21 protein-coding genes and 1 pseudogene are annotated in these 22528 nt (G+C 72.0%); 13 read left to right on the top strand and 9 right to left on the bottom strand.

Features of this window, described 5'->3' with window-relative positions:
* Positions 1-2: 2 nt before the first annotated feature.
* Genes G3I77_RS31660 through G3I77_RS31650 form a run of 3 tightly spaced genes read right to left on the bottom strand, consistent with a single transcriptional unit; the run spans position 3 to position 3020 of the window.
* The gene (locus tag G3I77_RS31660) at positions 3-1499 is read right to left on the bottom strand and encodes a tripartite tricarboxylate transporter permease (protein ID WP_248509078.1); all 1497 of its coding nucleotides are present in this window, start codon (positions 1497-1499) and stop codon (positions 3-5) included.
* Between the two features lies 1 nt (position 1500).
* Positions 1501-2040 carry a tripartite tricarboxylate transporter TctB family protein gene (locus tag G3I77_RS31655; protein WP_248509076.1) on the bottom strand — a complete coding sequence of 180 codons (540 nt, stop codon included), beginning with the start codon at positions 2038-2040 and terminating at the stop codon, positions 1501-1503.
* Positions 2037-3020 carry a tripartite tricarboxylate transporter substrate binding protein gene (locus G3I77_RS31650; RefSeq protein ID WP_248509328.1) on the bottom strand — a complete coding sequence of 328 codons (984 nt, stop codon included), beginning with the start codon at positions 3018-3020 and terminating at the stop codon, positions 2037-2039. The genes G3I77_RS31655 and G3I77_RS31650 overlap by 4 nt, the downstream gene beginning before the upstream one ends.
* Before the next feature lie 194 nt (positions 3021-3214).
* On the opposite strand from G3I77_RS31650, the pseudogene G3I77_RS31645 reads away from it, so the two are divergent.
* The 3 genes and pseudogenes from G3I77_RS31645 to G3I77_RS31635 all read left to right on the top strand — a co-directional run.
* Positions 3215-3959: pseudogene (locus G3I77_RS31645) on the top strand (NAD-binding lipoprotein); the annotation flags it as partial.
* 218 nt (positions 3960-4177) lie between these two features.
* The gene (locus G3I77_RS31640; RefSeq protein WP_184567467.1) at positions 4178-4348 is read left to right on the top strand and encodes a DUF5670 family protein; all 171 of its coding nucleotides are present in this window, start codon (positions 4178-4180) and stop codon (positions 4346-4348) included.
* Between the two features lie 88 nt (positions 4349-4436).
* A complete protein-coding gene (locus tag G3I77_RS31635; RefSeq protein WP_248509074.1) occupies positions 4437-4928 on the top strand; it encodes a hemerythrin domain-containing protein in 492 nt (163 codons plus the stop codon).
* 71 nt (positions 4929-4999) lie between these two features.
* Here G3I77_RS31635 and G3I77_RS31630 read toward each other — a convergent pair whose 3' ends face one another.
* Positions 5000-6544, bottom strand: a complete 1545-nt coding sequence (locus G3I77_RS31630; RefSeq protein ID WP_248509071.1) for an alpha/beta hydrolase — start codon at positions 6542-6544, stop codon at positions 5000-5002.
* Positions 6545-6882: 338 nt separating this feature from the next.
* Between G3I77_RS31630 and G3I77_RS31625 the strand changes: the two genes are divergently transcribed.
* From G3I77_RS31625 to G3I77_RS31595, 7 genes are read left to right on the top strand one after another with little or no spacing between them, the layout of a single operon-like run.
* Positions 6883-7998: a Gfo/Idh/MocA family protein gene (locus tag G3I77_RS31625; protein WP_248509070.1), complete on the top strand. Its 1116-nt coding sequence runs from the start codon at positions 6883-6885 to the stop codon at positions 7996-7998.
* Positions 7995-8921, top strand: a complete 927-nt coding sequence (locus G3I77_RS31620; RefSeq protein WP_248509069.1) for a PmoA family protein — start codon at positions 7995-7997, stop codon at positions 8919-8921. The genes G3I77_RS31625 and G3I77_RS31620 overlap by 4 nt, the downstream gene beginning before the upstream one ends.
* Positions 8915-9679, top strand: coding sequence for a cupin (locus G3I77_RS31615; protein WP_248509068.1), 765 nt, complete (start codon positions 8915-8917; stop codon positions 9677-9679). Before G3I77_RS31620 ends, G3I77_RS31615 begins: the two co-directional genes overlap by 7 nt.
* 57 nt (positions 9680-9736) lie before the next feature.
* Positions 9737-11020: an ABC transporter substrate-binding protein gene (locus G3I77_RS31610; protein WP_248509066.1), complete on the top strand. Its 1284-nt coding sequence runs from the start codon at positions 9737-9739 to the stop codon at positions 11018-11020.
* The gene (locus tag G3I77_RS31605) at positions 11017-11955 is read left to right on the top strand and encodes a carbohydrate ABC transporter permease (RefSeq protein ID WP_248509064.1); all 939 of its coding nucleotides are present in this window, start codon (positions 11017-11019) and stop codon (positions 11953-11955) included. Before G3I77_RS31610 ends, G3I77_RS31605 begins: the two co-directional genes overlap by 4 nt.
* Positions 11952-12812, top strand: a complete 861-nt coding sequence (locus G3I77_RS31600) for a carbohydrate ABC transporter permease (protein WP_248509058.1) — start codon at positions 11952-11954, stop codon at positions 12810-12812. The genes G3I77_RS31605 and G3I77_RS31600 overlap by 4 nt, the downstream gene beginning before the upstream one ends.
* Before the next feature lie 5 nt (positions 12813-12817).
* Positions 12818-13411 carry a hypothetical protein gene (locus G3I77_RS31595; protein ID WP_248509057.1) on the top strand — a complete coding sequence of 198 codons (594 nt, stop codon included), beginning with the start codon at positions 12818-12820 and terminating at the stop codon, positions 13409-13411.
* 205 nt (positions 13412-13616) lie between these two features.
* Here the strand turns inward: G3I77_RS31595 and G3I77_RS31590 are convergent, their stop codons facing one another.
* Positions 13617-14318: a phosphatase PAP2 family protein gene (locus G3I77_RS31590; RefSeq protein ID WP_248509056.1), complete on the bottom strand. Its 702-nt coding sequence runs from the start codon at positions 14316-14318 to the stop codon at positions 13617-13619.
* A gap of 135 nt (positions 14319-14453) precedes the next feature.
* Here G3I77_RS31590 and G3I77_RS31585 point away from each other — a divergent pair, with 135 nt between their 5' ends.
* Positions 14454-15110, top strand: a complete 657-nt coding sequence (locus tag G3I77_RS31585; RefSeq protein WP_248509051.1) for a bifunctional 2-polyprenyl-6-hydroxyphenol methylase/3-demethylubiquinol 3-O-methyltransferase UbiG — start codon at positions 14454-14456, stop codon at positions 15108-15110.
* Between the two features lie 12 nt (positions 15111-15122).
* Here the strand turns inward: G3I77_RS31585 and G3I77_RS31580 are convergent, their stop codons facing one another.
* Both G3I77_RS31580 and G3I77_RS31575 read right to left on the bottom strand, forming a co-directional pair.
* Entirely contained in the window at positions 15123-17372 is a 2250-nt protein-coding gene (locus G3I77_RS31580; RefSeq protein ID WP_248509050.1) for a cation-translocating P-type ATPase, read from the bottom strand.
* Between the two features lie 3 nt (positions 17373-17375).
* Entirely contained in the window at positions 17376-17588 is a 213-nt protein-coding gene (locus G3I77_RS31575) for a heavy-metal-associated domain-containing protein (RefSeq protein WP_248509049.1), read from the bottom strand.
* 200 nt (positions 17589-17788) lie between these two features.
* On the opposite strand from G3I77_RS31575, the gene G3I77_RS31570 reads away from it, so the two are divergent.
* Positions 17789-18748 carry a hypothetical protein gene (locus G3I77_RS31570; RefSeq protein WP_248509048.1) on the top strand — a complete coding sequence of 320 codons (960 nt, stop codon included), beginning with the start codon at positions 17789-17791 and terminating at the stop codon, positions 18746-18748.
* Positions 18749-18751: 3 nt separating this feature from the next.
* Here G3I77_RS31570 and G3I77_RS31565 read toward each other — a convergent pair whose 3' ends face one another.
* On the bottom strand, positions 18752-20587 hold the full coding sequence (locus G3I77_RS31565; protein ID WP_248509046.1) for a glycoside hydrolase family 15 protein: 1836 nt from the start codon (positions 20585-20587) through the stop codon (positions 18752-18754).
* A 147-nt stretch (positions 20588-20734) separates the two neighbouring features.
* On the bottom strand, positions 20735-21514 hold the full coding sequence (locus tag G3I77_RS31560; protein ID WP_248509044.1) for a DeoR/GlpR family DNA-binding transcription regulator: 780 nt from the start codon (positions 21512-21514) through the stop codon (positions 20735-20737).
* A 116-nt stretch (positions 21515-21630) separates the two neighbouring features.
* Between G3I77_RS31560 and G3I77_RS31555 the strand changes: the two genes are divergently transcribed.
* Positions 21631-22521, top strand: a complete 891-nt coding sequence (locus tag G3I77_RS31555; RefSeq protein ID WP_248509042.1) for an SIS domain-containing protein — start codon at positions 21631-21633, stop codon at positions 22519-22521.
* Positions 22522-22528 lie beyond the last annotated feature (7 nt).

Below are 22528 nucleotides of genomic sequence, written 5' to 3'. Positions count from 1 at the left end.
GGTCAGGCCGCCTCGGCGCGGCTGCGGGTCACCGCCTTCCTCAGCAGCGGCCACGCCAGCAGCAGCACGATCACCGCGTACACGGTCACCGCGAACGGCGTGTTGACCAGCCCCGTCACGCTGCCGTCACTGATCTGCAGGGCGCGCCGCAGCTGCTGCTCGGCGTTCGGGCCGAGGATCACGCCGATCACGGCGGGCAGCACCGGCAGCCCGTAGCGGCGCATGCCGAAGCCGATCAGGCCGATGATCAGCAGGATCACCAGGTCGATCACCTCGCCGCCGACCGCGTATGCGCCGACCGCCGCAAAGAACATGATCCCGGCGTACAGGTACGGCCGCGGGATGCGCAGCAGCTTCGCCCACACCGGCGCCAGCGGCAGGTTCAGCGCGAGCAGCAGCACCATGCCGACGAACAGCGAGGCGATCAGGCCCCACACCAGGTCGGGTTCGCGCTCGAAGAGCAGCGGGCCCGGCTGGATGCCGTACTGCTGGAAGGCGGCCAGCATCACGGCCGCGACCGCCGTGGTCGGCAGGCCCAGGGTCAGCATCGACACCAGGGTGCCCGCCGCCGAGGCCGACGCCGCCGACTCGGGGCCCGCGACGCCCTCGATGGCGCCCTTGCCCCACTCGTCCTTGTGCTTCGACAGGCGCTTCTCCGTCACGTACGACAGGAAGGTCGGTATCTCCGCGCCGCCGGCCGGGATCGCGCCGAACGGGAAGCCGATGAACGGGCCGCGCAGCCACGACTTCCAGGTCCGGTTCACATCCCCGCGCCCCAGCCAGGGCCGGCCCACGGGGATCGGCTCGGGCGGACTGCGCCGCAGGTGTGCCGCCACCCACAGGGCCTCGCCGATCGCGAAGAGCCCGACCGCGACGATCACCACGTCGATGCCGTCGGCCAGTTGGAGCGAGCCGAACGTCAGGCGCTGCTGGCCGGTCATCTGGTCCAGGCCCACCAGGCCCAGGGTGAGGCCGATCAGCAGGGAGGCGAGGCCCCGGATGCGGGACGAGCCGAGCACCGAGGTCACCGCGATGAACGCCAGCACCATGATGGCGAAGTAGTCCGGCGCGCCGATGTCCACGGCCAGCTTGGCGACCGTCGGCGCGAGCGCCACGAGAAGGAGCGTGCCGATCAGGCCGCCCGCGAAGTGCCCGACGGCGGCCGCCGCGAGGGCTTGGGCGCCGCGCCCGGACTTGGCCATGGGGTTGCCCTCCATGGCCGCCACCACCGCCGCGCTCTCACCGGGCGTGTTGAGCAGGATGGAGGTGGTCGAACCGCCGAACATCGCGCCGTAGTAGATGCCGGCGAACATGATGAACGCGCCGATCGGGTCGAGCCCGTACGTCACCGGCAGCAGCAGCGCGACCGCCATCGCCGGGCCGATGCCCGGCAGTACGCCGATCGCCGTGCCGAGCAGCACACCGATGACGGCCCAGAGGAGATTGATCGGCGTGAGGGCCGTACCGAAGCCGTCCAGAAGGGAGTTGAAGGCATCCATGTCACAGCACTCCCATCAGCGGACCGCCGGGCAGGGGCACTCCGAGCAGATTGTTGAACACGGTGTAGGTGACGAGGGACAGCCCGGCCGCGATGAGCGGATCGCGGTCGATCCGGCGGCTGCCGAGCGCGAACGCCGCACCCCAGAACAACAGCGCGCCCGCTAGGGGGAAGCCGAGCGGCTCGATCAGGACGGCCGCGCCGAGGAACACTCCGGCGAGCAGCAGCACCGTGCGCCAGTCGGCGGGCTCGGAAAGGTCGATGTCCTCACCGCCCTCGGCCTGGCCCCGGCCGCCGCGCAGCACGTCGAGGGCGAGCAGGGCGGCGATGGCCAGCAGCCCGGCGCCGACCACGACCGGCACGGTCTTCGGGCCGACGGGACCGCGCTGGGCGATGTCGACGTCCATGGTGAGCGCGTCGGTCAGGACGAGAACGCCCAGTGCCAGCAGCAGTACGCACACGCCGAGTTCGGAGTGCTCGCGCAGCCACGAGCGCCGTTCGCCGCCGGTCTCGGCGGGCGGAATGTCGGTCTGCGTCGTCACAGCCCCAGCTCCTTCAGCACCGAAACCACGCGCTTGTCCTCGGCGTCGAGGAACGCGCCGAACCTGTCACCGGTGAGGAAGGCGTCGTCCCAGCCGTTCTGCTTCAGGGACTTGCGCCACTCGTCCGAGTCGTGGAGCTCCTGGATCAGCTTCACGAGCTTGTCGCGCTCCCCGTCGTTCAGGCCGGGCGGGGCCACGATGCCGCGCCAGTTGGTGAAGTTCACGTCGTAACCCGCCTCCTTCAGCGTGGGCGCGTCGAGGCCCTCGACGCGCTTCGGGCCGGTGACCGCGAGGAGGCGCAGCTCGCCCGCCTTGATCTGGTCCAGGTACTCGCCGACCCCGGAGACACCGAAGGCGACCTTGCTGCCGAGGATCGAGGCGAGCAGTTCGCCGCCGCCGTCGAAGGGGATGTAGTTGACCTGCTTAGGGGGGACCCCGGCGGCCCGGGCCATCAGCATCGGCGCGAGGTGGTCGGGCCCGCCCGGCGACGAGCCGCCGCCCACCGGGAGCTTGCCCGGGTTCTCCTTCCAGGCGCCGATCAGGTCGTCGATCGTCTTGTACGGCGAGTCCTTCGCCACGACCACCACGTCCTGCTCCTCGGTGAGCCGGGCGATCGGCGTGGTGTCTGCGAGCGTCTTCGGCGCGTCGTTGGAACGGACGGCGCCCACGACCCCGAGGCCCATGGACATGGCGAGCTTGCCGTTGCCGTGCTCGCTCACCAGCCGGCTCAAGCCCACCGTGCCGCCGGCGCCGGGCAGGTTGAACACCTCGATGTTGTGGGTCAGTCCGGCGTCCTCGGCGTTCTTCGCGGCCGTCCGGGCCGTGATGTCGTAGCCGCCGCCGGGCGTGTTGGGGACCATGAAACGCAGGCCCGGGATCTGTGTGCCGGTCTCGGAGCCGCTGCCGGTGGTCAGCAGCGGCGGTCCGACGAGCACGAGCACGGCGGCCCCGAGCAGGGCCAGGGGGGTGCGCAGGCGCACGAGTGCCACCACCTGTCGGTTCGTCGATGCGGGTAGGGAAAGGCCCTGTGGGGGAGGGTGACGTGGGCCACATGGTGCCCGGGTGCCTGCGAGCTGTCTCCCTTGCGGAACCAACGGAGGTTTTGGACTTTGCGGTCACGGGGAGGACCGCGCGGCTGCGAACCCGCACCGCGACACAGAGATGGCCCCGGCGCCGGTGCGCCCTGCTGGGCTGGAACCGCCGAGCGCCGCTCATGGTCGATCAGCTGCGCCGCCGCGCCCGGCCCGGATCAGCGGTGGACGTGGTGGCGGACGGCGGTGCGGCGACGGCCCGGCAGGTGAGCGAGACCGACAAGCACCAGGGCGGTCATCTGACCCTGACCCTGCACCGCGGTGACGTCACCCGCCCCGAGACTCTGCGACGTCTGGACGCGCACTCCTACGACAGCGTGATCGTGCTCGGCCAGGACCCCGCTCCCGGGCAGCCGCCGGACGAACCCGACAACCGCATACTCGTCACGCTCCTGCTGCTGAGCCAACTGGAGGAAGCCTCCGGGCGCGAACTCCCCGTCGTCACCGAACTGGTCGACGACCGCAACCGGCCACTGGCCCCCCCTCGGCCCCGGAGCCGACGTGATCATCAGCGGCAAGCTCATTGGCCTGCTCATGGCGCGGATCTCCCAGAACAGGCACCTCGCAGCGGTGTTCGAGGAGCTCTTCTCCGCCGACGGCACCGGCATCCGGCTGCGGCCGGCCGGCGACTACGTGCTTCCCGGGGGTGAGGCGACGTTCGCCACCGTCGTGGCCGCGGCGCGTCAGCGCGGCGAATGCGCCATCGGCTACCGGAGCCACGACGACGCGTCGACGAGCCCCGGCTACGGCGTGCGGATCAACCCGTCCAAGGCCGAGCGCCGCCGCTGGACGGCAAACGACGAGGTGATCGTCGTCGGCAGGGACTGAGACGGGGGCCGGGTGTCAGGCAGGAGCAGGGCAGGGGCAGGGGCCGAGGCGAGAAGGCCGACGAGGCCCCGGCGCGGAGCCCACAGCTCACAGGGCCGGCGCCGGGCCCCGCCCGGCCAAAGCGATCCAAGTGCCCGTGCTCTTTGTGAAGAAACACGAAAATTCGACTGTGTGTTCGCTTGCGGCTGGGGCACCAGGAGGAGCGGAGGTTGATAACTATGGTTCCCCTGCTTCTCGTCCTGCTGCTGGCCCTGGTCCTTTTCGGTGCGGGCTTCGCGCTGAAGGCCCTGTGGTGGATCGCGGTGATCGTGCTGGTCCTGTGGCTGCTCGGCTTCGTGCTGCGCACCGCGGACAGTGGTGGCCGAAAAGGCCGCTGGTATCGCTGGTAGACCACACGCCGCCCAGGGCGAGCGAAACGTCAGGAATGGGGTAAACGAAAGTGGCCCGATTCTCTCCCAGGAAAGGCGTTCCATTTCCATGGCCGACACAAAAGACGTCGTAGAGCTCATTCTTCAGGACCACCGGCGCATGGAAGACCTCTTCCGTCGGATGCGGAGCGTCGAGGACGACCGGGCGGGTGCGTTGCGGGAGTTCGCGGACCTGCTGATCGCACACGCGCAGGCCGAGGAGGCCGAGGTCTACCCGGCGCTCAAGCGGTACAAGAACATCGACGACGAAGAGGTCGAGCACGGCGAGCACGAGCACGACGAGGGCAACGAGGCCCTCCTGGAGCTCCTCGAGGTCGAGGAGGTCGGCTCCGAGGAGTGGGACTCGAAGCTCGAGGAGCTGGTGGAGGCCGTCAACCATCATGCCGACGAGGAGGAGCGCACCATCCTCAACGGCGCGCGGGAGAACGTGGCGATGGAGCGGCGGGAGGAGCTCGGCCGGGCGTTCTGGCAGGAGCGTGGGCGTCAGCTGAAGGCCGGGTGCGGTTCCGTGGAGAACGTGCGCAAGATCGTCACGTCCTGACTCGAGCATGACGGCCCGGAGGGCCACCGCCCGCGGGCGGTGGCCCTCCGGGCCGGTTGCCTGCCGGGGCACTAGCCTTCCGCGCGTGCCGCGCAGTCGATGTCCCGTGCCGGGACGCGCCCCGTCGCGAGGTACGCGTTGACCGCGTCGTCGACACACGCCGACCCGTAGACGCCGTACACCGCGTGCTGGTCGGACCCCTTCAGGGTGACCAGGCGCGAGGAGGGCCACATGGCGCGGACCGTCGTGGCGCCGCCGTAGTAGGTGCGCGGGTCCCCGGTGGCGTTCACCAGCAGAGCCGGGAGGTCGTCCCGGATCCTGGTCGGACGCTCGCGCGGCCGGTCCCAGAACGCGCACGGGTTGAGGTTGTTGGTGACGGGCGCGAAGAGCGGGTCCTGCGCGCGGGTGCGCTGGACGTCGCGCCAGTACACCTCGGGATCACGCGGCGCGGCGTTGTCGCCGCACACGATGGCCGCCTGCGCGCTGCCGTAGGGGGAGTCGGTGCCCGTGAGCACGAACTCGAGCACCCCGGCGAGCCACGGGGACGGAGTCACGCGCTGCCCCCGCGAGGCCCGCAGCATGTCCTGCACGCCCTGGGCGAAGTCTCCGTAGGCGGTGTCGTTGTGCTGCGAGAGACCGTTGAGAGCGACGACGGGCATCACGTGCGCGTCCAGCCGGTGACCGCCGAGCCGCAGCGGGGTGCGGGCGGCGGCGACCCGGATGCGCTCCACGGTGGCCAGCACCTCACCTCGCGTCCCGCCCAGCCCGTAGGCCGCGTCGCGGGCGGCGGCCCAGGAGGCCCACCCCCTCAGGGCCTGGCGGTTGGCCCCCTCGACGCCTCGCCACAGCCGGGCGCTGTAGCGGGCCGGGTCGATCACACCGTCCAGGACGACCCGGTCCGTACGGCCCGGGAACATCGAGGTGTACACCTCGCCGAGGTAACTGCCGTACGAATAGCCCAGGTAGGAGATCCGCCGCTCGCCGAGCGCGGCCCGGACGACGTCCATGTCGCGCGCGGTGTCGCGGGTGGTGGCGTGGGGGAGGACGTCGCCCGCGTGGGTGCGGCAGCGGTCGGCGAGGTCCTTCGAGAAGGCCGCCATGCGGTCGAAGCCGGCCCGGTCCTCGCCCGCCCCGCGCCAGGCCGAGCCGGTCGGCCAGCGGCAGTCCAGCGGGGTGCTGCGGCCGATGAAGCGAGGGTCGACGCCCACCACGTCGTAGCGCGCGGCGACGCCCTTCATCGCCTCGCGCACCCCGGGCGGGTCGCCGAGCGAGGGCCCGCCGGGGCCGCCGCCGTTCAGGAGGAGGGGGCCGACGCGGCGTTCGGAGTCGGTGGCGCGGATCCGGGAGATCGCGACGGTGATCGTCCGGCCGCCGGGATCGGAGTAGTCCAGCGGTACGGTCACGCCGGCGCAGCGGGCGCCCGCCTGCTCCAGTTCCTTGCCGGCCGTGTCGTCCGGCCCGAGCACGCAGCTCTTCCAGGTGAGGTGCTGCCGGTGGTAGCGGGCGAGGGGGTCCGGGGCCGCCTCGGCCCTGGCGGGCAGTGTCGTGAAGGCGAGGGCGGCGGCCGTCAGGGCGAGGGCGGCTCTTCTCGCGGTTCCCGGGGAACGGGGTAACACGTGGTGGTCCTCTCTGTCGCCGGTACCCCTCGGTGGACTGGCGGGAGCTTGCCCGAGAGGGGTGTTGTGCGACAGAACGGTAGGAGCGGCCCGCCGCCCGATCACTCCGGCTGGCAGCCGGCCCGGGGTGGGGCCGGCCCCAGGGAGACGGCGGGGGAATGCCGTTTCCATGGCGGGGGCAACAACCCGAATTCCCGCCCCAAGCTGGGACAATGCGCGGGCAGACCTTGTGCAGGTCGCTGCAGGGGGGTTGTCCAGACATTCTCTCGCGCCTAGGGTCCCTTCCGAGTGCAAGCGCTTTCCCAGCGTGTGTCCGCCGGCCGTCCGAGGAGCGCCGCATGTCCTTGTCCCCCACCCGCCGCCGCGTGGCCGTCGTCGGCACCGGAGCCATCGTCGGCGGCAGCCATCTGCCCGCGCTGCGGGCCCACTCCGACCGGGTGGAACTGGTGGCCGCCGTCGACGTGGACCAGGAGCGCCTCGACGCCTTCCGTGAGCTCGCCGGTGAACAGGTCGCCGGGTACACCTCGGTGGACGCGATGCTGGACGCCGTCCGCCCCGACCTGGTCCTGATCGGGACGCCGCCCTCCCTGCACCGGGAGCAGACGGTGGCCGCGCTGAAGGCGGGCGCCTGGGTGCTGTGCGAGAAGCCGCTCACCCTGTCGCTCGCCGAGTACGACGAGATCGCCGCCGCCGAGGAGGCCTCCGGCGGGTACGCGGCGGTCGTCTTCCAGCACCGCTACGGTTCCGGCGCCGTGCACGCACGCGACCTGATCACCAGCGGCGAGCTGGGAGCCCCGCTCGTCGCGCACTGCCAGACCACCTGGCACCGGGACGCCGCGTACTACGCGGTGCCGTGGCGCGGGAAGTGGGCCAGCGAGGGCGGCGGCCCGACCATGGGCCACGGCATCCACCAGTACGACCTGCTGCTGCACCTGCTCGGCGAGTGGGAGGAGATCCGGGCCATGGCCGCGCGCCTGGTCCACGACACCGAGAGCGAGGACGTCTCCACCGCCCTGGTGCGGTTCAGGAGCGGCGCCCTCGCCACCGTCGTCAACAGCGTGCTCTCCCCGGACGAGGTGAGCCGCATCCGCATCGACTGCGCGGACGCCACCGTCGAGCTCACCCACCTGTACGGCCACAGCAACGACAGCTGGGCCTACACCCCGGCCCCGCACGTCGTCTCCGAGCGTGCCACCGCTTGGCGCACTCCCGCGAGCGACGTGCCCAGCTCGCACACCGCCCAACTGGGCGCACTCCTCGACGCCTACGACACCGGCACCCGGCCACCGGGCAGCGGCCGAGACGCCCGCGCCACCCTGGAGTTCGCCGCCGCCCTGTACAAGGCGGCGTTCACCGGCCGCTCGGTGCACGCGGGGGAGATCGGCCCCGGCGATCCCTTCTACGAGGCCATGCACGGCGAGTACCCCGACTGGGCCCCCAAGGAGCGCGCATGACCATCCGCGTCACCCACACGCACGGCGAGGACATCGCCGTCACGGCGGCGAACGGCACGGAGATCCTCCGCTACGTCTACCGCCCCGACCCGGATCCCTTCGAGTCCCGCAAGCCCTACGCCCACCCGGTGCGCACCCTCTCGGGCCGTACGGTCACCGGCTACCGCCCGAACGACCACCGCTGGCACAAGGGCCTGCAGATGACCGCGAGCCATCTGTCCGGCCAGAACTTCTGGGGCGGCAACTGCTACGTCCACGGCCAGGGCTACCTCCGCCTGCCCGAGCGCGTCGGCTCGATGCGGCACGACGGCTTCGAGGACTTCACCGTCGAGGACGACCGCCTCGCCTTCACCGAGAACCTCACCTGGATCGAGAACGGCGGCGAGGAGTGGGCGCGCGAGGTGCGCGGCCTGACCGTCCACTCGGTGGACGAGGAGGCCGGTTCCTGGGCCCTGGACTGGTCGATCCGCCTCACCAACACCCGTTCCGAGCCCCTGGCCTTCGGCTCCCCGACCACCGCCGGCCGTGCGATGGCCGGCTACACCGGACTCCAGTGGCGCGGCCCGCGCGACTTCACCGGCGGCACGGTCTTCGCCCCGGACACCGACGCCGACGCGGGCAAGCTGATGGGCACCCAGGGCCCGTGGCTCGCCTTCACCACCGAGCACGACGACGTCGACGGCCACTCCACCCTGGTCTTCGCGCACGCGCCCGAGAACCTCGACGAGACCTCCCCGGTCCACGAGTCGCACTGGTTCGTGCGCTCCGAGCCCTTCCCGACGGTCGCGTTCTCCTGGGCGTTCTTCGAGGAGTTCGAGCTGCCGCCGGGCGAGTCCTTCGGGTACCGGTACCGCATCGTCGTCGCCGACGGTGCCTGGGACCGAGACCGGGTTGGCACCCACCTGGAGGGCCTGCCGTGGTGAGCGAGCCGAAACCTGCGGGTCTTCCGCACCCGCTGCCCGGCGCGATCGGCCTGTCCCACCTCAGCGCCTACGACTGGGAGGCCGCCGACGGCGTCTGCGGCGGCAGCCCGCACCTGCATCTGGTGTGCACGGAGGCGTACGTCGTCACCGGCGGCCGGGGCGCGGTCCAGACGCTGAGCCCGGACGGCTACCGGGACATCCCCCTCGAAGCCGGCTCGATCGCCTGGTTCACACCGGGCACCGTGCACCGCATGGTGCAGGGCGGCGATCTGCGCATCACCGTGCTGATGCAGAACAGCGGCCTGCCCGAGGCCGGGGACGCCGTGTTCACCTTCCCGCCCGAGGTGCTCGCCGACCCCGACCGGTACGCCGCCGCCGCTGCCCTGCCGCCCGGCACCGGACCGGAGACTGCGGCGGCCGCCCGGCGCCGCAGGGACCTCGCCGTCGAGGGCTACCTCGGGCTGCGTGAGGCGCTCGTCGCCGGCGACAACGGCCCGTACCTGGAGTTCCAGAGCGCCGCCGCCCGGATCGTGCGCGACAAGGTGCCCACCTGGCAGGTCCTGTGGCGGGAGGGCGCCCTGGCCACCGCGGAGCGCACCGGCGCCCAGCTCGACGCCCTGGCCGCCGGCGATCCCGCCTACCTCGGCGAGGCCACCGCCCACGAGGCCGCGCCCACCCGGCTCGGCGGCTTCGGCATGTGCGGCCGGCGCGACGAGTACGCGCTGCCGGGGACCACGCTGCCGTACCGGCAGGAGTAGCAGCAAGGGGGGACCGGGGGGTCTCAGCCAACCTCCGAGGAGAGGAGTGACCTCGGCATGCCCGGACACAGGACAAAGGGGTTCTGCGCGTCGGCCGCCGCACTGGCACTGTGTGCCGTGCTGGCGGGCTGCGGAGGATCCGGGGAATCCGCCGACGGCGGCAAGGTCGTGCTGCGCTACACCTGGTGGGGCAACCCCGACCGCGCGGAACGCACCGAGCAGGCCGTCGCGCTGTTCGAGAAACAGCACCCGGACGTCGACGTGACGACGTCGTTCTCCGGCTACGACGCCTACAAGCAGAAGCTCGCCACCCAGGCCGCCGGCGGTGACGCCCCCGACGTGATGCAACTGGACTACCGCCAGATCGACCAGTACGCCTCCGGCGGAGTCCTGCTCGACCTGGCGAAACAGAAGTCCGTCCTGCGCACCTCCGAGATCGACCAGGGCCTGCTCGCCACCGGCCGCGTCGACGACGTCCAGTACGCGATCCCGCAGGGCCGCGGCACCGAGACCGTCGCCTACGACATCGCGACCTGGAAGAAGTCGGGCGTGCCCCTGCCCGGCGAGAGCTGGACCTGGAGCCAGTGGGCGGACACCATGCGCGCCCTCGCGAAGAAGACCGGCAAGCCGGGGGCGACCGACCCCGGCCAGAGCGAGGACGCCTTCGAGGTCTGGCTGCGCGGCCGGGGCAAGGCCCTCTACACCGAGGACGGGAGGCTGGGCTTCACCGCCGGCGACCTCACGCGCTGGTGGACCTTCACCGACCGGCTGCGCCGCGAGGGCGCCGTCTCGCCCGCCGAGCAGACCACCCAGCTCGACGGCTCCGTGGAGAACACCCCACTCGGACGCGGCAAGTCCGTCACCGACGCCAACTGGGACGCCCCGGCCAGCGGCTTCCTCGCCCTGATACCGACCGGCGTCGCCCTCGCGCCCATGCCGTCCGGCGAGGACGGCACACCCGGCCAGTACTTCAAGCCGTCGATGTTCCTCGGCGTCTCGGCGAACACCGGCCACCCCGAGGAGGCGGCGCAGCTCGTCGACTTCATGATCAACGACCGCGAGGCCGCGAAGATCCTCGGCGCGAGCCGCGGCATCCCCGTCAACGAGACGATCCGTGACGAGATCGGCCCGCAGCTGAAGGACTTCGACAAGACCATCGCCGGCTTCCAGGCATCCCTGGAGGGCAAGCTCAAGGACCCGCCCCAGGCGCCTCCCTCGGGTGACAACGCCCTGCAGAGCACCTTCCAGCGCGACTACGACCAGGTGTCCTACGCGCGCATGTCGCCCCGCGAGGCGGCCGAGAACTACGTCACCGAGGCGAAGGCGGAGCTGAGGTCATGACCACCACCGCGATCCCCGCGGAGGCGAGGCGCGCCCCCGCCGCCGCCCCGAAGCGCCGCCCCAAGCGCGAACGCGAGGGTGCCGCCTGGGTGTTCCTCTCGCCATGGGTACTCGGCGCGATCGTCCTGACACTGCTGCCGATGGTCGTGTCGCTGTACCTGTCGTTCACCGACTACGACCTGTTCAACCCGCCGCAGTGGGTGGGCCTGCGCAACTACGTGCAGATGTTCACCGAGGACCCCCGCTACTGGCGCTCGGTCGTGACGACCCTGACCTACGTCGTCGTCGCCGTGCCCCTCCAGCTGGCCCTCGCCCTGGTCGTCGCGCTGGCCCTGAAGGGCATGAAGCGCGGCAAGGGTTTCTACCGCTCCGCGTTCTACGCACCGTCCCTGCTCGGCGCGTCGATGTCCATCGCGCTCGTCTGGCGGGCGGTCTTCAACGACGGCGGCACCGTGGACAGCCTGCTGGGCACCGGCGGCTGGGTCAACAAGCCCGGCTGGGCCCTGCTGGCCGTGGCGCTGCTGACGGTGTGGCAGTTCGGCGCCCCGATGGTCATCTTCCTCGCCGGGCTCCAGCAGATACCCGCCGAGCTCTACGAGGCGGCGGCCGTCGACGGGGCCGGGAAGTGGCGGCAGTTCCTGTCCGTCACCGTGCCGATGCTCTCCCCGGTGCTGTTCTTCAACCTCGTCCTGCAGACCATCCAGGCCTTCCAGGTGTTCACCCCCGCCTTCGCGGTCAGCGCGGGCAAGGGCGGACCGGCCGACTCGACCCTCGTCTACACCATGTACCTCTACGACCGCGGCTTCGTCGCCTCCCACATGGGCTACGCCTCCGCCATGGCCTGGGTGCTGCTCGTCGTGATCGGCATCGTCACGGCGGTGCTGTTCCGCACCTCGCGGTCCTGGGTCTTCTACGCCTCGGAGGGGGACCGGTGACCTCTACGACAGTCGCCCACAAGCCCGTTCGGTGGGGCCGCATCGCCCTGCACGCGGGCTGCCTGGCCGCCCTGCTGGTCATGCTGTACCCCCTGGCCTGGTTGCTGGCCACCTCGCTCAAGCCCGCCGACGAGGTCATCGCCAGCCTGAACCTGCTTCCCAGCCACCTGGAGTGGTCGAACTACAAGACAGCCCTGGACGGCGTCAACGACGTCTCCATCTGGCGGCTGCTCGGCAACTCCCTGCTGATCGCGGGCGGCGCGGTGGCCGGCAACGTCATCAGCTGCTCGCTCGCCGCCTACGCCTTCGCACGCCTGAGGTTCCGCTTCCGCGGGCCGTTGTTCGCCTTCATGATCGCCACGATCATGCTGCCGCACCACGCGGTACTGATCCCGCAGTACATCATCTTCAACCAGCTCGGCCTGGTGAACACCTACTGGCCGCTGATCCTGCCGAAGTTCCTCGCCACCGAGGCGTTCTTCGTCTTCCTCATCGTGCAGTTCATGCGCGGCCTGCCGCGCGAGCTGGAGGAGGCGGCCCGGATCGACGGCTGCGGGCCCTTCCGCAGCTTCTTCCAGGTCGTGCTGCCGCTGACCCGGCCGGCCCTGATCACCACGGCCATCTTCACGTTCATCTGGACCTGGAACGACTTCTTCACCCAGCTCATCTACCTCTTCGACCCGGACAAGTTCACCCTCACCCTCGCACTGCGCTCCTTCGTGGACGCCTCCAGCACCTCCGCCTTCGGCCCGATGTTCGCCCTGTCGGTGATCGCGCTGCTGCCGATCGTGCTGTTCTTCCTCGCCTTCCAGCGGTTCCTGGTGGAGGGCATGGCCAGCTCCGGACTCAAGGGGTGAGCGGGATGCCCACACGCGAGGCGGGTGAGGTGTTCGGCCCGCGCATGTCCCTGTTCGCCGACGTGCTGAGCGTCGGACTCGCCACGGCGGCGGCCTGCCTGCCCCTGGTCACGGCCCCGGCCGCGCTGTCGACGGCGTGCGCCGTGCTGCGCGGGGCGGGACAGGACCAACCCGTCACGGCGGGGCGGTACTTCGCCCTGCTGCGGAGGCGGTTGCGCGTCGGCGACCTGGTGGCGGGGGCCGTCGCCCTGGCGGGCCTGCTGCTGTTCGCGGCCGACCTGGCGCTGGCCGGGGCCGGGCTGCCGGGGGCGCCGCTGTTCGCGGTGGCCGCCGCGGTGATCGGCGTGTGCGCGGCGGTGGTCGGCCTGCGGGCCTGCGGGCGCCCCGAATCGCTCACCGACTGGCGTGCGGCGGTGCGCGGGGCCGGCGGGGACGCCGTGGCCGACGTGGGCGGCAGCGGCCTGGTCCTGCTCGCCGTGGCGACGGCCGCGCTGTGCGCCTGGATGCTGGTGCCGCTGGCCTTCCTCGCCCCCGGGCCGCTGGCCCTGGCGCTCACCGCCGTCGACGTACGGCGGTCCGCTGCCGTGCTCCTTCGCTAGCCAGGAGTTCGGCGCAGGGCCGCCGAGGTCTTCGGCTGACGGTTTGTCAGTGCGGGGGTTGCCGGGTGGCGGGACAGAGTCCCCGTGCCCGGTCGGCCCATGGCCTACCGGCGCAGGGCCGTCAAGGTCTTCGGCTGACGGTTTGTCAGCGCGAAGGCCGGACGGGCGGCGGGGGAGAGCCCCCGCCGCCCGTCCGGCCTTCGACCTACCGGCGCAGGGCGCCGCCGATGCTGATCCGCGGCCAGGAACGCGCCGCCGTGAGGAGGGCCTGTGTCCTCGCCGAGGGGGTGGCCGCTGCCGCCGCCAGGGCCGCCGCGGCGCTCGCGATACCGAGGACCGCGCCCGCTGCGACGTCGCCCGGGTAGTGCACGCCCGTGTGGACACGGGAGTAGCCGACGGCGCTCGCCAGCGCCCCGAGCGGTACCGCCGCGGGAGGCAGGACCACCCCGACGGCGGTGGCGAAGGCGACCGCCGACGCCGTGTGCCCGGACGGGAACGAGGCCGAGGTCGGCATCCGGACGTGCCGGTCCACCGTCACCCGGGCCGCCTCCCGGTCGGGCCGCGCCCGGCGCACCAGGCGCTTGCCGAGCAGGTTGGCGGAGGCCGACGCCACGGTGATCGCGCCGACGCCGACGAGGGCGGCCTTGCGCGGCCGCTTTCCGCTCAGGGCCAGGGCGGCGGCGATGGCGAACGAGATCTTGGAGTGATCGGCCGCGTGCGACAGGTGGCGCAGCGTCCGGTCCAGGGTCGGCGTCGGGGTGGCGGCCACCGCCGCGTACAGGGCGCCGTCCACGGCCCTGAGATCGCCGAACACGGCGCCCAGGAGCCGGCCGCGTCCGCCCGCGGAGTCCTGGGTGTTCTGGAGCGGACGGGGGGCGTCCGCGTCTGTGGTCGTCGGATCCGTCATGTGCTTCTCCCCGCAATGGCCTTCCCAGCACGGTACCGGCTCACGCCCGGCGCACGCTCGGCGCCCCTGCGAGCCGGTACCTCCCGAGTGCCCGGACGGCGGACGGCCACCCCGGTGAGCCGGGACACTGAACGCATGTCACCCCCGCCCCGCCGGGTGCTGCGCGCACTCGAGCGTTTCCACGCCGCCCGCCCCTGGGATCACAACGCCCACTTCCACCGCTGGATCCTGCGGCAGTTCCCCGAGAGGGCGGGCAGCGTCCTGGACGTGGGATGCGGCAGCGGCGACCTGGCCCGGCTGCTGGCCGGCCGGGCCCGGATCGTGCACGGGATCGACGCCGATCCGGAGATCACGGCCCGGGCGCGGGAGCTGACGCCCGCTGCGGCCCCGGTGACGTACACGGCGGCCGACGCGCTGACCGGGCTCGGTGATCAGTCGTACGACGTCATCACCTGCGTCGCCGTCGTCCACCATCTGCCCTTCACCCGGGCCCTCGCGACCTTCCGCGACCATCTGGCCCCCGGCGGCACCCTGGTGATCGTCGGCATGGCCCGGGAGCGGACGCCCGTCGACCGTCTGCTCGGCATCGCGTCGATCCCGCTCAACATCGTCATGGCGTTGCTGAAGAACCGGGGCCGTCCGGCGCCCCGCCCGGTCTCGATGACCGCCCGCACCCGTCCGGCGGACCTGACCTTCACCGAGATCGCGCGCGAGGCCCGGGCGGTGCTCCCCGGCGTCCGCCTGCGCCGCCGTCTGCTCTGGCGCTACACGCTGGTGTGGCGCCGCCCCTGACCCGCCGGCGCCTCAGCCGGCGGCCCGGAAGGTGCGCAGCCGCAGCGAGTTGCCGACCACGAAGACCGACGAGAAGGCCATGGCCGCCCCGGCGATCATCGGGGTGAGCAGGCCGGACGCGGCCAGCGGGAGGGCCGCCACGTTGTAGGCGAAGGCCCAGAAGAGGTTCGAGCGGATGGTGCCGAGCGTGCGGCGGGCGAGCCGGATGGCGTCCGCCGCGGCCCGCAGATCGCCGCGGACGAGCGTCAGGTCGCCGGCCTCGATCGCGGCGTCCGTGCCGGTGCCCATGGCCAGACCCAGATCGGCCTGGGCGAGGGCCGCCGCGTCGTTGACACCGTCGCCGACCATCGCCACCGACCGGCCCTCGGCCTGCAGCCGCTTGACGACGTCGACCTTGTCCTGCGGGAGCACCTCGGCGATGACCTCCTCGATGCCCACCTCGCGGGCGACGGACCGGGCCACCGCCTCGTTGTCACCGGTCAGCAGGATCGGCGTCAGGCCGAGCGCCCGCAGCCGGCCGACCGCCTCCGCGCTCGTGTCCTTCACCGCGTCGGCCACCTCCAGCACCGCGCGCGCCTCGCCGTCCCACGCGACCACGATGGCCGTGCGCCCGGCGTCCTCGGCCGCAGCCCTGGCCCGGGCCAGGCCCTCGGGAAGCTCCATCGCCCAGTCGGCCAGCAGCCGCTCCCGCCCGACGAGCACCGCGTGGCCCTCGACGACGCCCTGGACGCCGAGCCCGGGCACGTTGGCGAAGTCCTCCGGCGTCGGCAGCGCGCCCAGCTTCTCCAGCGCCCCGTCGGCGACCGCCCGGGCGATCGGGTGCTCGGAGGCATGCTCCAACGCCCCGGCCAGCCGCAGCACTTCGGCCTCGTCCGTGCCTTCGGCCGGGTGCACGGTCAGCAGCGTCATACGGCCGGTCGTGACCGTGCCGGTCTTGTCGAGGACGACGGTGTCGACCCGGCGTGTGGACTCCAGGACCTCCGGGCCCTTGATGAGGATGCCGAGCTGGGCGCCCCGCCCGGTGCCCACCATCAGCGCGGTCGGCGTCGCCAGACCCAGGGCGCAGGGGCAGGCGATGACGAGCACGGCGACCGCCGCGGTGAAGGCGGCCGTCAGACCGACGCCGTTGCCCAGCCAGAAGCCCAGTGTGCCCAGCGCGAGGGCGATCACCACCGGCACGAACACGGCGGAGATCCGGTCCGCGAGCCGTTGTGCGGCGGCCTTGCCGTTCTGCGCGTCCTCCACCAGCCGGGCCATCCGGGCCAGCTGCGTGTCGGCACCGACCCGCGTGGCACGCACGACGAGCCGCCCGCCGACGTTGATCGTGGCGCCGGTGACCGGGTCGCCCGAGCCCACCTCCACCGGTACGGATTCACCGGTGAGCATCGAGGCGTCCACGGCGGAGGAACCCTCTTCGACGGTCCCGTCCGTCGCGATCTTCTCGCCGGGCCGGACCAGGAAGCGGTCTCCGGCCTTCAACTCCTCGACCGGGACGGTCTGTTCGCTGCCGTCGGCGCGCAGCACCGTGACGTCCTTCGCGCCCAGCTCCAGCAGCGCCCGCAGCGCCGCGCCCGCCTTGCGCTTGGCGCGGGCCTCGAAGTACCGCCCGGCCAGGATGAAGGCGGTCACGCCCGCGGCGGCCTCCAGGTAGATGTTCCCGGCGCCGTCCGTGCGCTCGATGGTCAGCTCGAAGGGGTGCGTCATGCCCGGTGTGCCCGCGGTGCCGAAGAACAGCGCCCACAGCGACCACAGGAACGCTGCCGAGATGCCCACCGAGATCAGCGTGTCCATGGTGGCCGCGCCGTGCCGAGCGTTGGTGAACGCCGCCTTGTGGAAGGGCCACGCCGCGTACGTCACGACGGGCGCGGCCAGCGTGAGCGACAGCCACTGCCAGTACTCGAACTGCAGCGCCGGGATCATCGCCATGGCCGCGACGGGAACCGCGAGCACCACGGCCGCGATCAACCGCTCGCGCAGCGGCCGCAGTTCGTCGGTCTCCTCGCCGGCGTCGGTCTGCTCGGCAGGGGGAGTGGGCTCCTGCGCGGTGTACCCGGTCGCCTCGACGGTGGCGATGAGGTCGCCGACGGAGACCTCACCGGAGTAGCTGACCTTGGCCTTCTCCGTCGCGTAGTTGACGGTGGCGGTGACCCCGGCCATGCGGTTGAGCTTCTTCTCGACGCGCGCCGCGCAGGAGGCGCAGGTCATGCCGCCGATGGCGAGTTCCACCTCGGCGCCGGTGCCGGTGGTCGTACCGGTGCTCATGGCTCAGGCCCTCCCGGTCAGCTCGTAGCCGGCCTCGTCGACGACCTCCGCGATCACGGTGTCGTCGGGTTCGGCGGCACTGGTGACGGTGACATGTCCGCTGTCGAGGTCGACCTCGACACCGCTGACGCCGTCCAGCTCGCCGATGGCCTTGGTCAGCGTGGCCTTGCAGTGGCCGCAGGACATTCCGGAGACGGCGTAGGTGGTGGCGGGCATCGGGTGCCTCCTCTAGGTGATCCAGCAGATACGGAGAATAGGGGGTGGGGGTATCCCCTCACCGATTCCAGATATACCCCCAAGGGGTATACGATGCAAGCGCGAGAATGACTTGACTTGATACCCCCCAGGGGTATGGTGAACTGCATGGAGGCCCCGCAGTGGAGCGGGAGGCCCGGTATCTGAAGGAGCCGACGGCCATGAACACCGGACTGAGGATCACCACCTTCGCCGCCGCCCTGGCAGCGACCTTCGGCGCGGCCTACGGCGTCGGACAGGGCATCGACCCCGTCGTCGCCGACAGTCCCCCGAAGCACGAGGACGAACACACCCGGCCCACACCGGAGCCGAAGGAGGGCGGCGGCCACGCCGGACACGACACACCCCCGGCCGGCGGACTGCAGATCTCCGAGGGCGGCTACACGCTCGACCTCGACACCCCGCGCGTCACCGCGGGCAAGCAGGCCGACCTGCGCTTCACCGTCCGGGACGCCGGTGGCCGCGCGGTCACCGCCTACCAGCGCGAGCACGACAAGGAACTCCACCTCATCGTGGCCTCACGGGACCTGGTCACCTACCGTCATCTGCACCCCACCCGCGCCGCCGACGGCACCTGGAGCACCCCCGTGGACCTGCCCCGCGCGGGCGGCTACCGCGTCTTCGCCGACTTCACCCCGGCCGGGAAGGACGCCGGGAACCTCACCCTCGGCGCGGACCTCGCCGCCTCCGGCCCGTACGAGGCCCGGCAACTGCCACCCGCGAACACCACGACCCGGGTCAGCGGCTACGAGGTGAAGCTGGCCGGAGCCCTGCGCCCGGGCAAGGCGGGCGAACTGAAGCTGAAGGTCTCCCGCGACGGCAAGCCCGTCACCGACCTCCAGCCCTACCTCGGCGCGTACGGCCACCTGGTCGCCCTGCGCTCCGGCGACCTCGCCTACCTGCATGTCCACCCGAACGGCGAACCCGGCGACGGCACGACCAGGCCCGGCCCGGACATCTCCTTCACCGCCACGGCACCCAGCTCCGGCTCCTACCGTCTGTTCCTCGACTTCAAGCACGACGGAAAGGTCCACACGGCGGCGTTCACCGTCCGCGCCGGGGGAGCGGCGGCCGATGCCGGTACCCCCGAGGGGCATGCGGAGGACGGCCACGGGCACTGAGCGTCAGCCGAGCGCCCGGTCCAGGTTGAAGGCCGCGCTGATCAGCGCGAAGTGGGTGAACGCCTGCGGGAAGTTCCCCTGCTGCTCCCCGGTGTGGCTGATCTCCTCGGCGTACAGGCCGAGATGGTTGGCGTACGTCAGCATCTTCTCGAAGGCGAGGCGCGCCTCGTCGATCCGGCCGGCGTGCACCATCGCCTCGACGTACCAGAACGAGCAGATGGAGAACGTGCCCTCGTCGCCGCGCAGCCCGTCGGGGCTCGACCGGGGGTCGTAGCGGTAGACCAGCGAGTCGGACACCAGCTCCTCGGTGAGCGCGTCCAGTGTCGACAGCCACTTCGGATCGGTGGGGGCGATGAACTTCGTCAGCGGCATCATCAGCACCGCCGCGTCCAGCACGTCACCGTCCTCGTGCTGGACGAAGGCCCGGCGCTCCTTTGACCAGCCCCGGCTCATGATCCGCCGGTAGATCGTGTCGCGGCACTCCCGCCAGCGCGGCAGGTCGGCGGGCAGGCCGCGCCGGTTGGCCATCCGGATGGCCCGCTCGATCGCCACCCAGCACATCAGCCGCGAGTACAGGAAGTTCTTGCGCCCGCCCCGCGTCTCCCAGATCCCCTCGTCGGGCTGGTCCCAGTGCGTGCACACCCAGTCGACCAGCGCGCACACGTCGTCCCACTGGCCGCTGGAGATGGGCTGGGCCCACTTGTCGTAGAGGTAGATGGAGTCGATCAGCGCGCCGTAGATGTCGAGCTGGAGCTGATCCGCCGCCGCGTTGCCGACCCGGACCGGCGCGGAGCCGTGGTGGCCCTCCAGGTGGTCCAGCTCCCGCTCGGGCAGCTCGGTGCGCCCGTCGATGCCGTACATGATCTGCAGGGGGCCGGAGGTCTTGCCGTCGCCCGGGCTGATGTGCCGGGTCACGAACTTCATGAACGCCTCGGCCTCGCCGGTGAAGCCCAGCCGCAGCAGGGCGTAGACGCAGAAGGCCGCGTCGCGTACCCACACGTACCGGTAGTCCCAGTTGCGCTCGCCGCCGAGCTCCTCGGGCAGACTCGTCGTGGGCGCGGCCACGATCGCCCCGGTCGGCGCGTACGTGAGCAGCTTCAGCGTCAGGGCCGAGCGGTGCACCATCTCCCGCCAGCGGCCCTTGTACCGGGACGCCGACAGCCAGCGCCGCCAGTACGCCACGGTCGCCGCGAACTGCTCCTCCGCGTCCGCGTGCGCACACCGGCGCGGCGTCACATCGCCGCCGACCTTGTCCAGTGCGAACACCGCGGTCTCGCCCTCGGAGAGCTTGAAGTCGCCACGCGCGTCCGGCCCGTCGGCCTCCATCGGCACGGTCGCCGTCAGCGCGAGGGCCAGCCCTTCGGTCTCGAACAGCGCGGTGTCGCCGGTGAGCCGGACGGTGTGCGGCAGGGAGCCGTAGTCGAACCGGGGCGCCACCCGCGTACGGAACGGGATCGAGCCGCGCACGCACACCACCCGCCGGATCAGCCGGTGCCGCTCGGCCTCGGCCGGCCCGCCGCCGACCGGCATGAAGTCCTGCACCTCCCCGACCCCGTCCTCGGTGAAGAACCGGGTGATCAGGACGTTGGTGTCGGGGAAGTAGAACTGCTTCGTCCGGGCCGGCACCGTCGCCGCCAGTTCGAAACAGCCGCCGCGCTCCGCGTCCAGGATCGAGGCGAACACGCTCGGCGCGTCGAAGGCCGGGCAGCAGTACCAGTCGATCGTCCCGTCGGTCCCCACCAGGGCCACACTGCGCAGATCGCCGATCAGCCCGTGCTCGGCGATCGGCACATAACGCCGGCCGCCCGGCACGCCCCGGTCCTGTGCGGCTTCGCCCATGACGGCCTCCCTGCCCGGTAGGCGCCTCAGCCCCCAGCCTAGAACCGCCGACGGGCGGCCGCTGTCGGACGACTGCTGTCGACGGCCGCTGTGAGACCGTCGCTGCCGCACGACCGCCGCCGGACGGTCGCCGCCATGGAATCGCCGTCAGACCGTGACGACCCGCAGCCCGGCCTCCTCGAAGCGCCGTACGGTCTCCGCGTCGGCCGCCGTGTCCGTGACCAGCGTGTCCACCGCCTCGGCCGCGCAGATCCGGGCGAAGGCCCGTTGCCCGAGCTTGCTGGAGTCGGCGGCCACCACCACTCGCTCCGCCCGCTCGCACAGCAGCCGGTTGATCGCCGCCTCGGCCTCGTCGTGCGCCGCCGCACCGTGCGTCACGTCGAAGGCCACGACACCGAGGACCGCCACGTCGACGGTGATCTGCCCGAGCACCCCGTCCGCGAGCGGCCCGACCAGCTCGTAGGACTGGGCCCGCGCCACCCCACCGGTCAGCACGATCTTGAACTGGGGCCGAACGGCCAGCTCGTTGGCGATGTTCAGCGCGTTCGTCACCACGGTCAGCGCGGGCGACCCGGACGTCAGATCCCCGCGCACGGCCAGGGCCCGCGCCACCTCGGTCGTGGTGGTCCCGCCGGTCAGCCCGACCGCCTCACCCGGCGCCACCAGATCCGCCACCGCCTTGGCGATGCGCTGCTTCTCGGAGGCATGGCGGGCCGTCTTGTAGCGCAGCGGCAGCTCGTACGACACGCCGTGCACGACCGCACCGCCCCGCGTGCGCACCAGCATCTGCTGCTCGGCGAGCCCGTCGAAGTCACGGCGGATCGTCGCCGCCGACACCCCGAGCTCCGCCGCCGCGTCCTCGACGTCCAGCCGGCCGCGCTCCACGAGCAGTTCCAGCAGCGCCTTCCAGCGGGCGTCGCGCGACATCCGCACCTCCACGTCTCGATCTCCGGCGACCCTAGCGCACCCGATCCGGCTGAATGCTTGATGTTGCTCGAAAGCTGGCTATATCTTGCAGGAACAATCAGATCGGAGAGTGCGGTATGACGCATGTCGAGGACGAGCTGACCAGCCAGCCCGAGTGCTGGGCACGCGCCGCATCGCAGGCGCCCCAGTTGGTGAAGGTGCTGCCGGCGCCGGGGGAGCGGGTCGCGATCGTCGGCTGCGGCACCTCGTACTTCATGGCACAGGCCGCCGCGGCCCTGCGCGAGGGCGCGGGCCGGGGCGAGACCGACGCCTTCGCCGCCTCGGAGTTCCCCTACGGCCGTGGGTACGACCGGGTCGTCGCCCTCACCCGCTCCGGCACCACGACCGAAGTGCTGCACCTGCTGCACCGGTTGAAGGGCGAAACCCGCACCACCGCGATCACGGCCGACCCGGACACGCCCGTGATGACGGCCGCCGACGACCTCGCCGTCCTGGACTTCGCGGACGAACGCTCCGTCGTCCAGACCCGGTTCGCGACCACGGCCCTCACCCTGCTCCGCGCCCACCTCGGCCTTCACCCCGACACCGCCGTCACCGACGCGCACACCGCCCTGACGGAGCCGCTGACCGAAGGGCTGGTGGAATGCGGCCAGTTCACCTTCCTCGGGCGCGGCTGGACCGTCGGCCTGGCCAACGAGGCCGGGCTGAAGATGCGCGAGGCCGCGCTGGCCTGGGCGGAGGCCTACCCGGCGATGGAGTACCGGCACGGCCCGATCAGCGTCAGCACCCGGGGCACGGCGACCTGGATGCTGGGCGACGCGCCGGACGGACTCGCCGAACAGGTGCGCGACACGGGCGCGTTGTGGATCGCCGGAGCCCTGGACCCGCTCGCCGAACTCGTCCGCGCCCAACGGCTCGCCGTCGCCGTCGCCGCGTCCCGCGGGCTGGACCCCGACAGCCCGCGCCACCTGACGCGCTCGGTGATCCTCCCCGCAGACCACCACTGACGCTCTG

The sequence above is a fragment of the Streptomyces sp. D2-8 genome, from assembly GCF_023184515.1.
Classification (GTDB): Bacteria; Actinomycetota; Actinomycetes; order Streptomycetales; family Streptomycetaceae; genus Streptomyces.
This window is presented reverse-complemented; position numbering and strand designations above follow the sequence as displayed.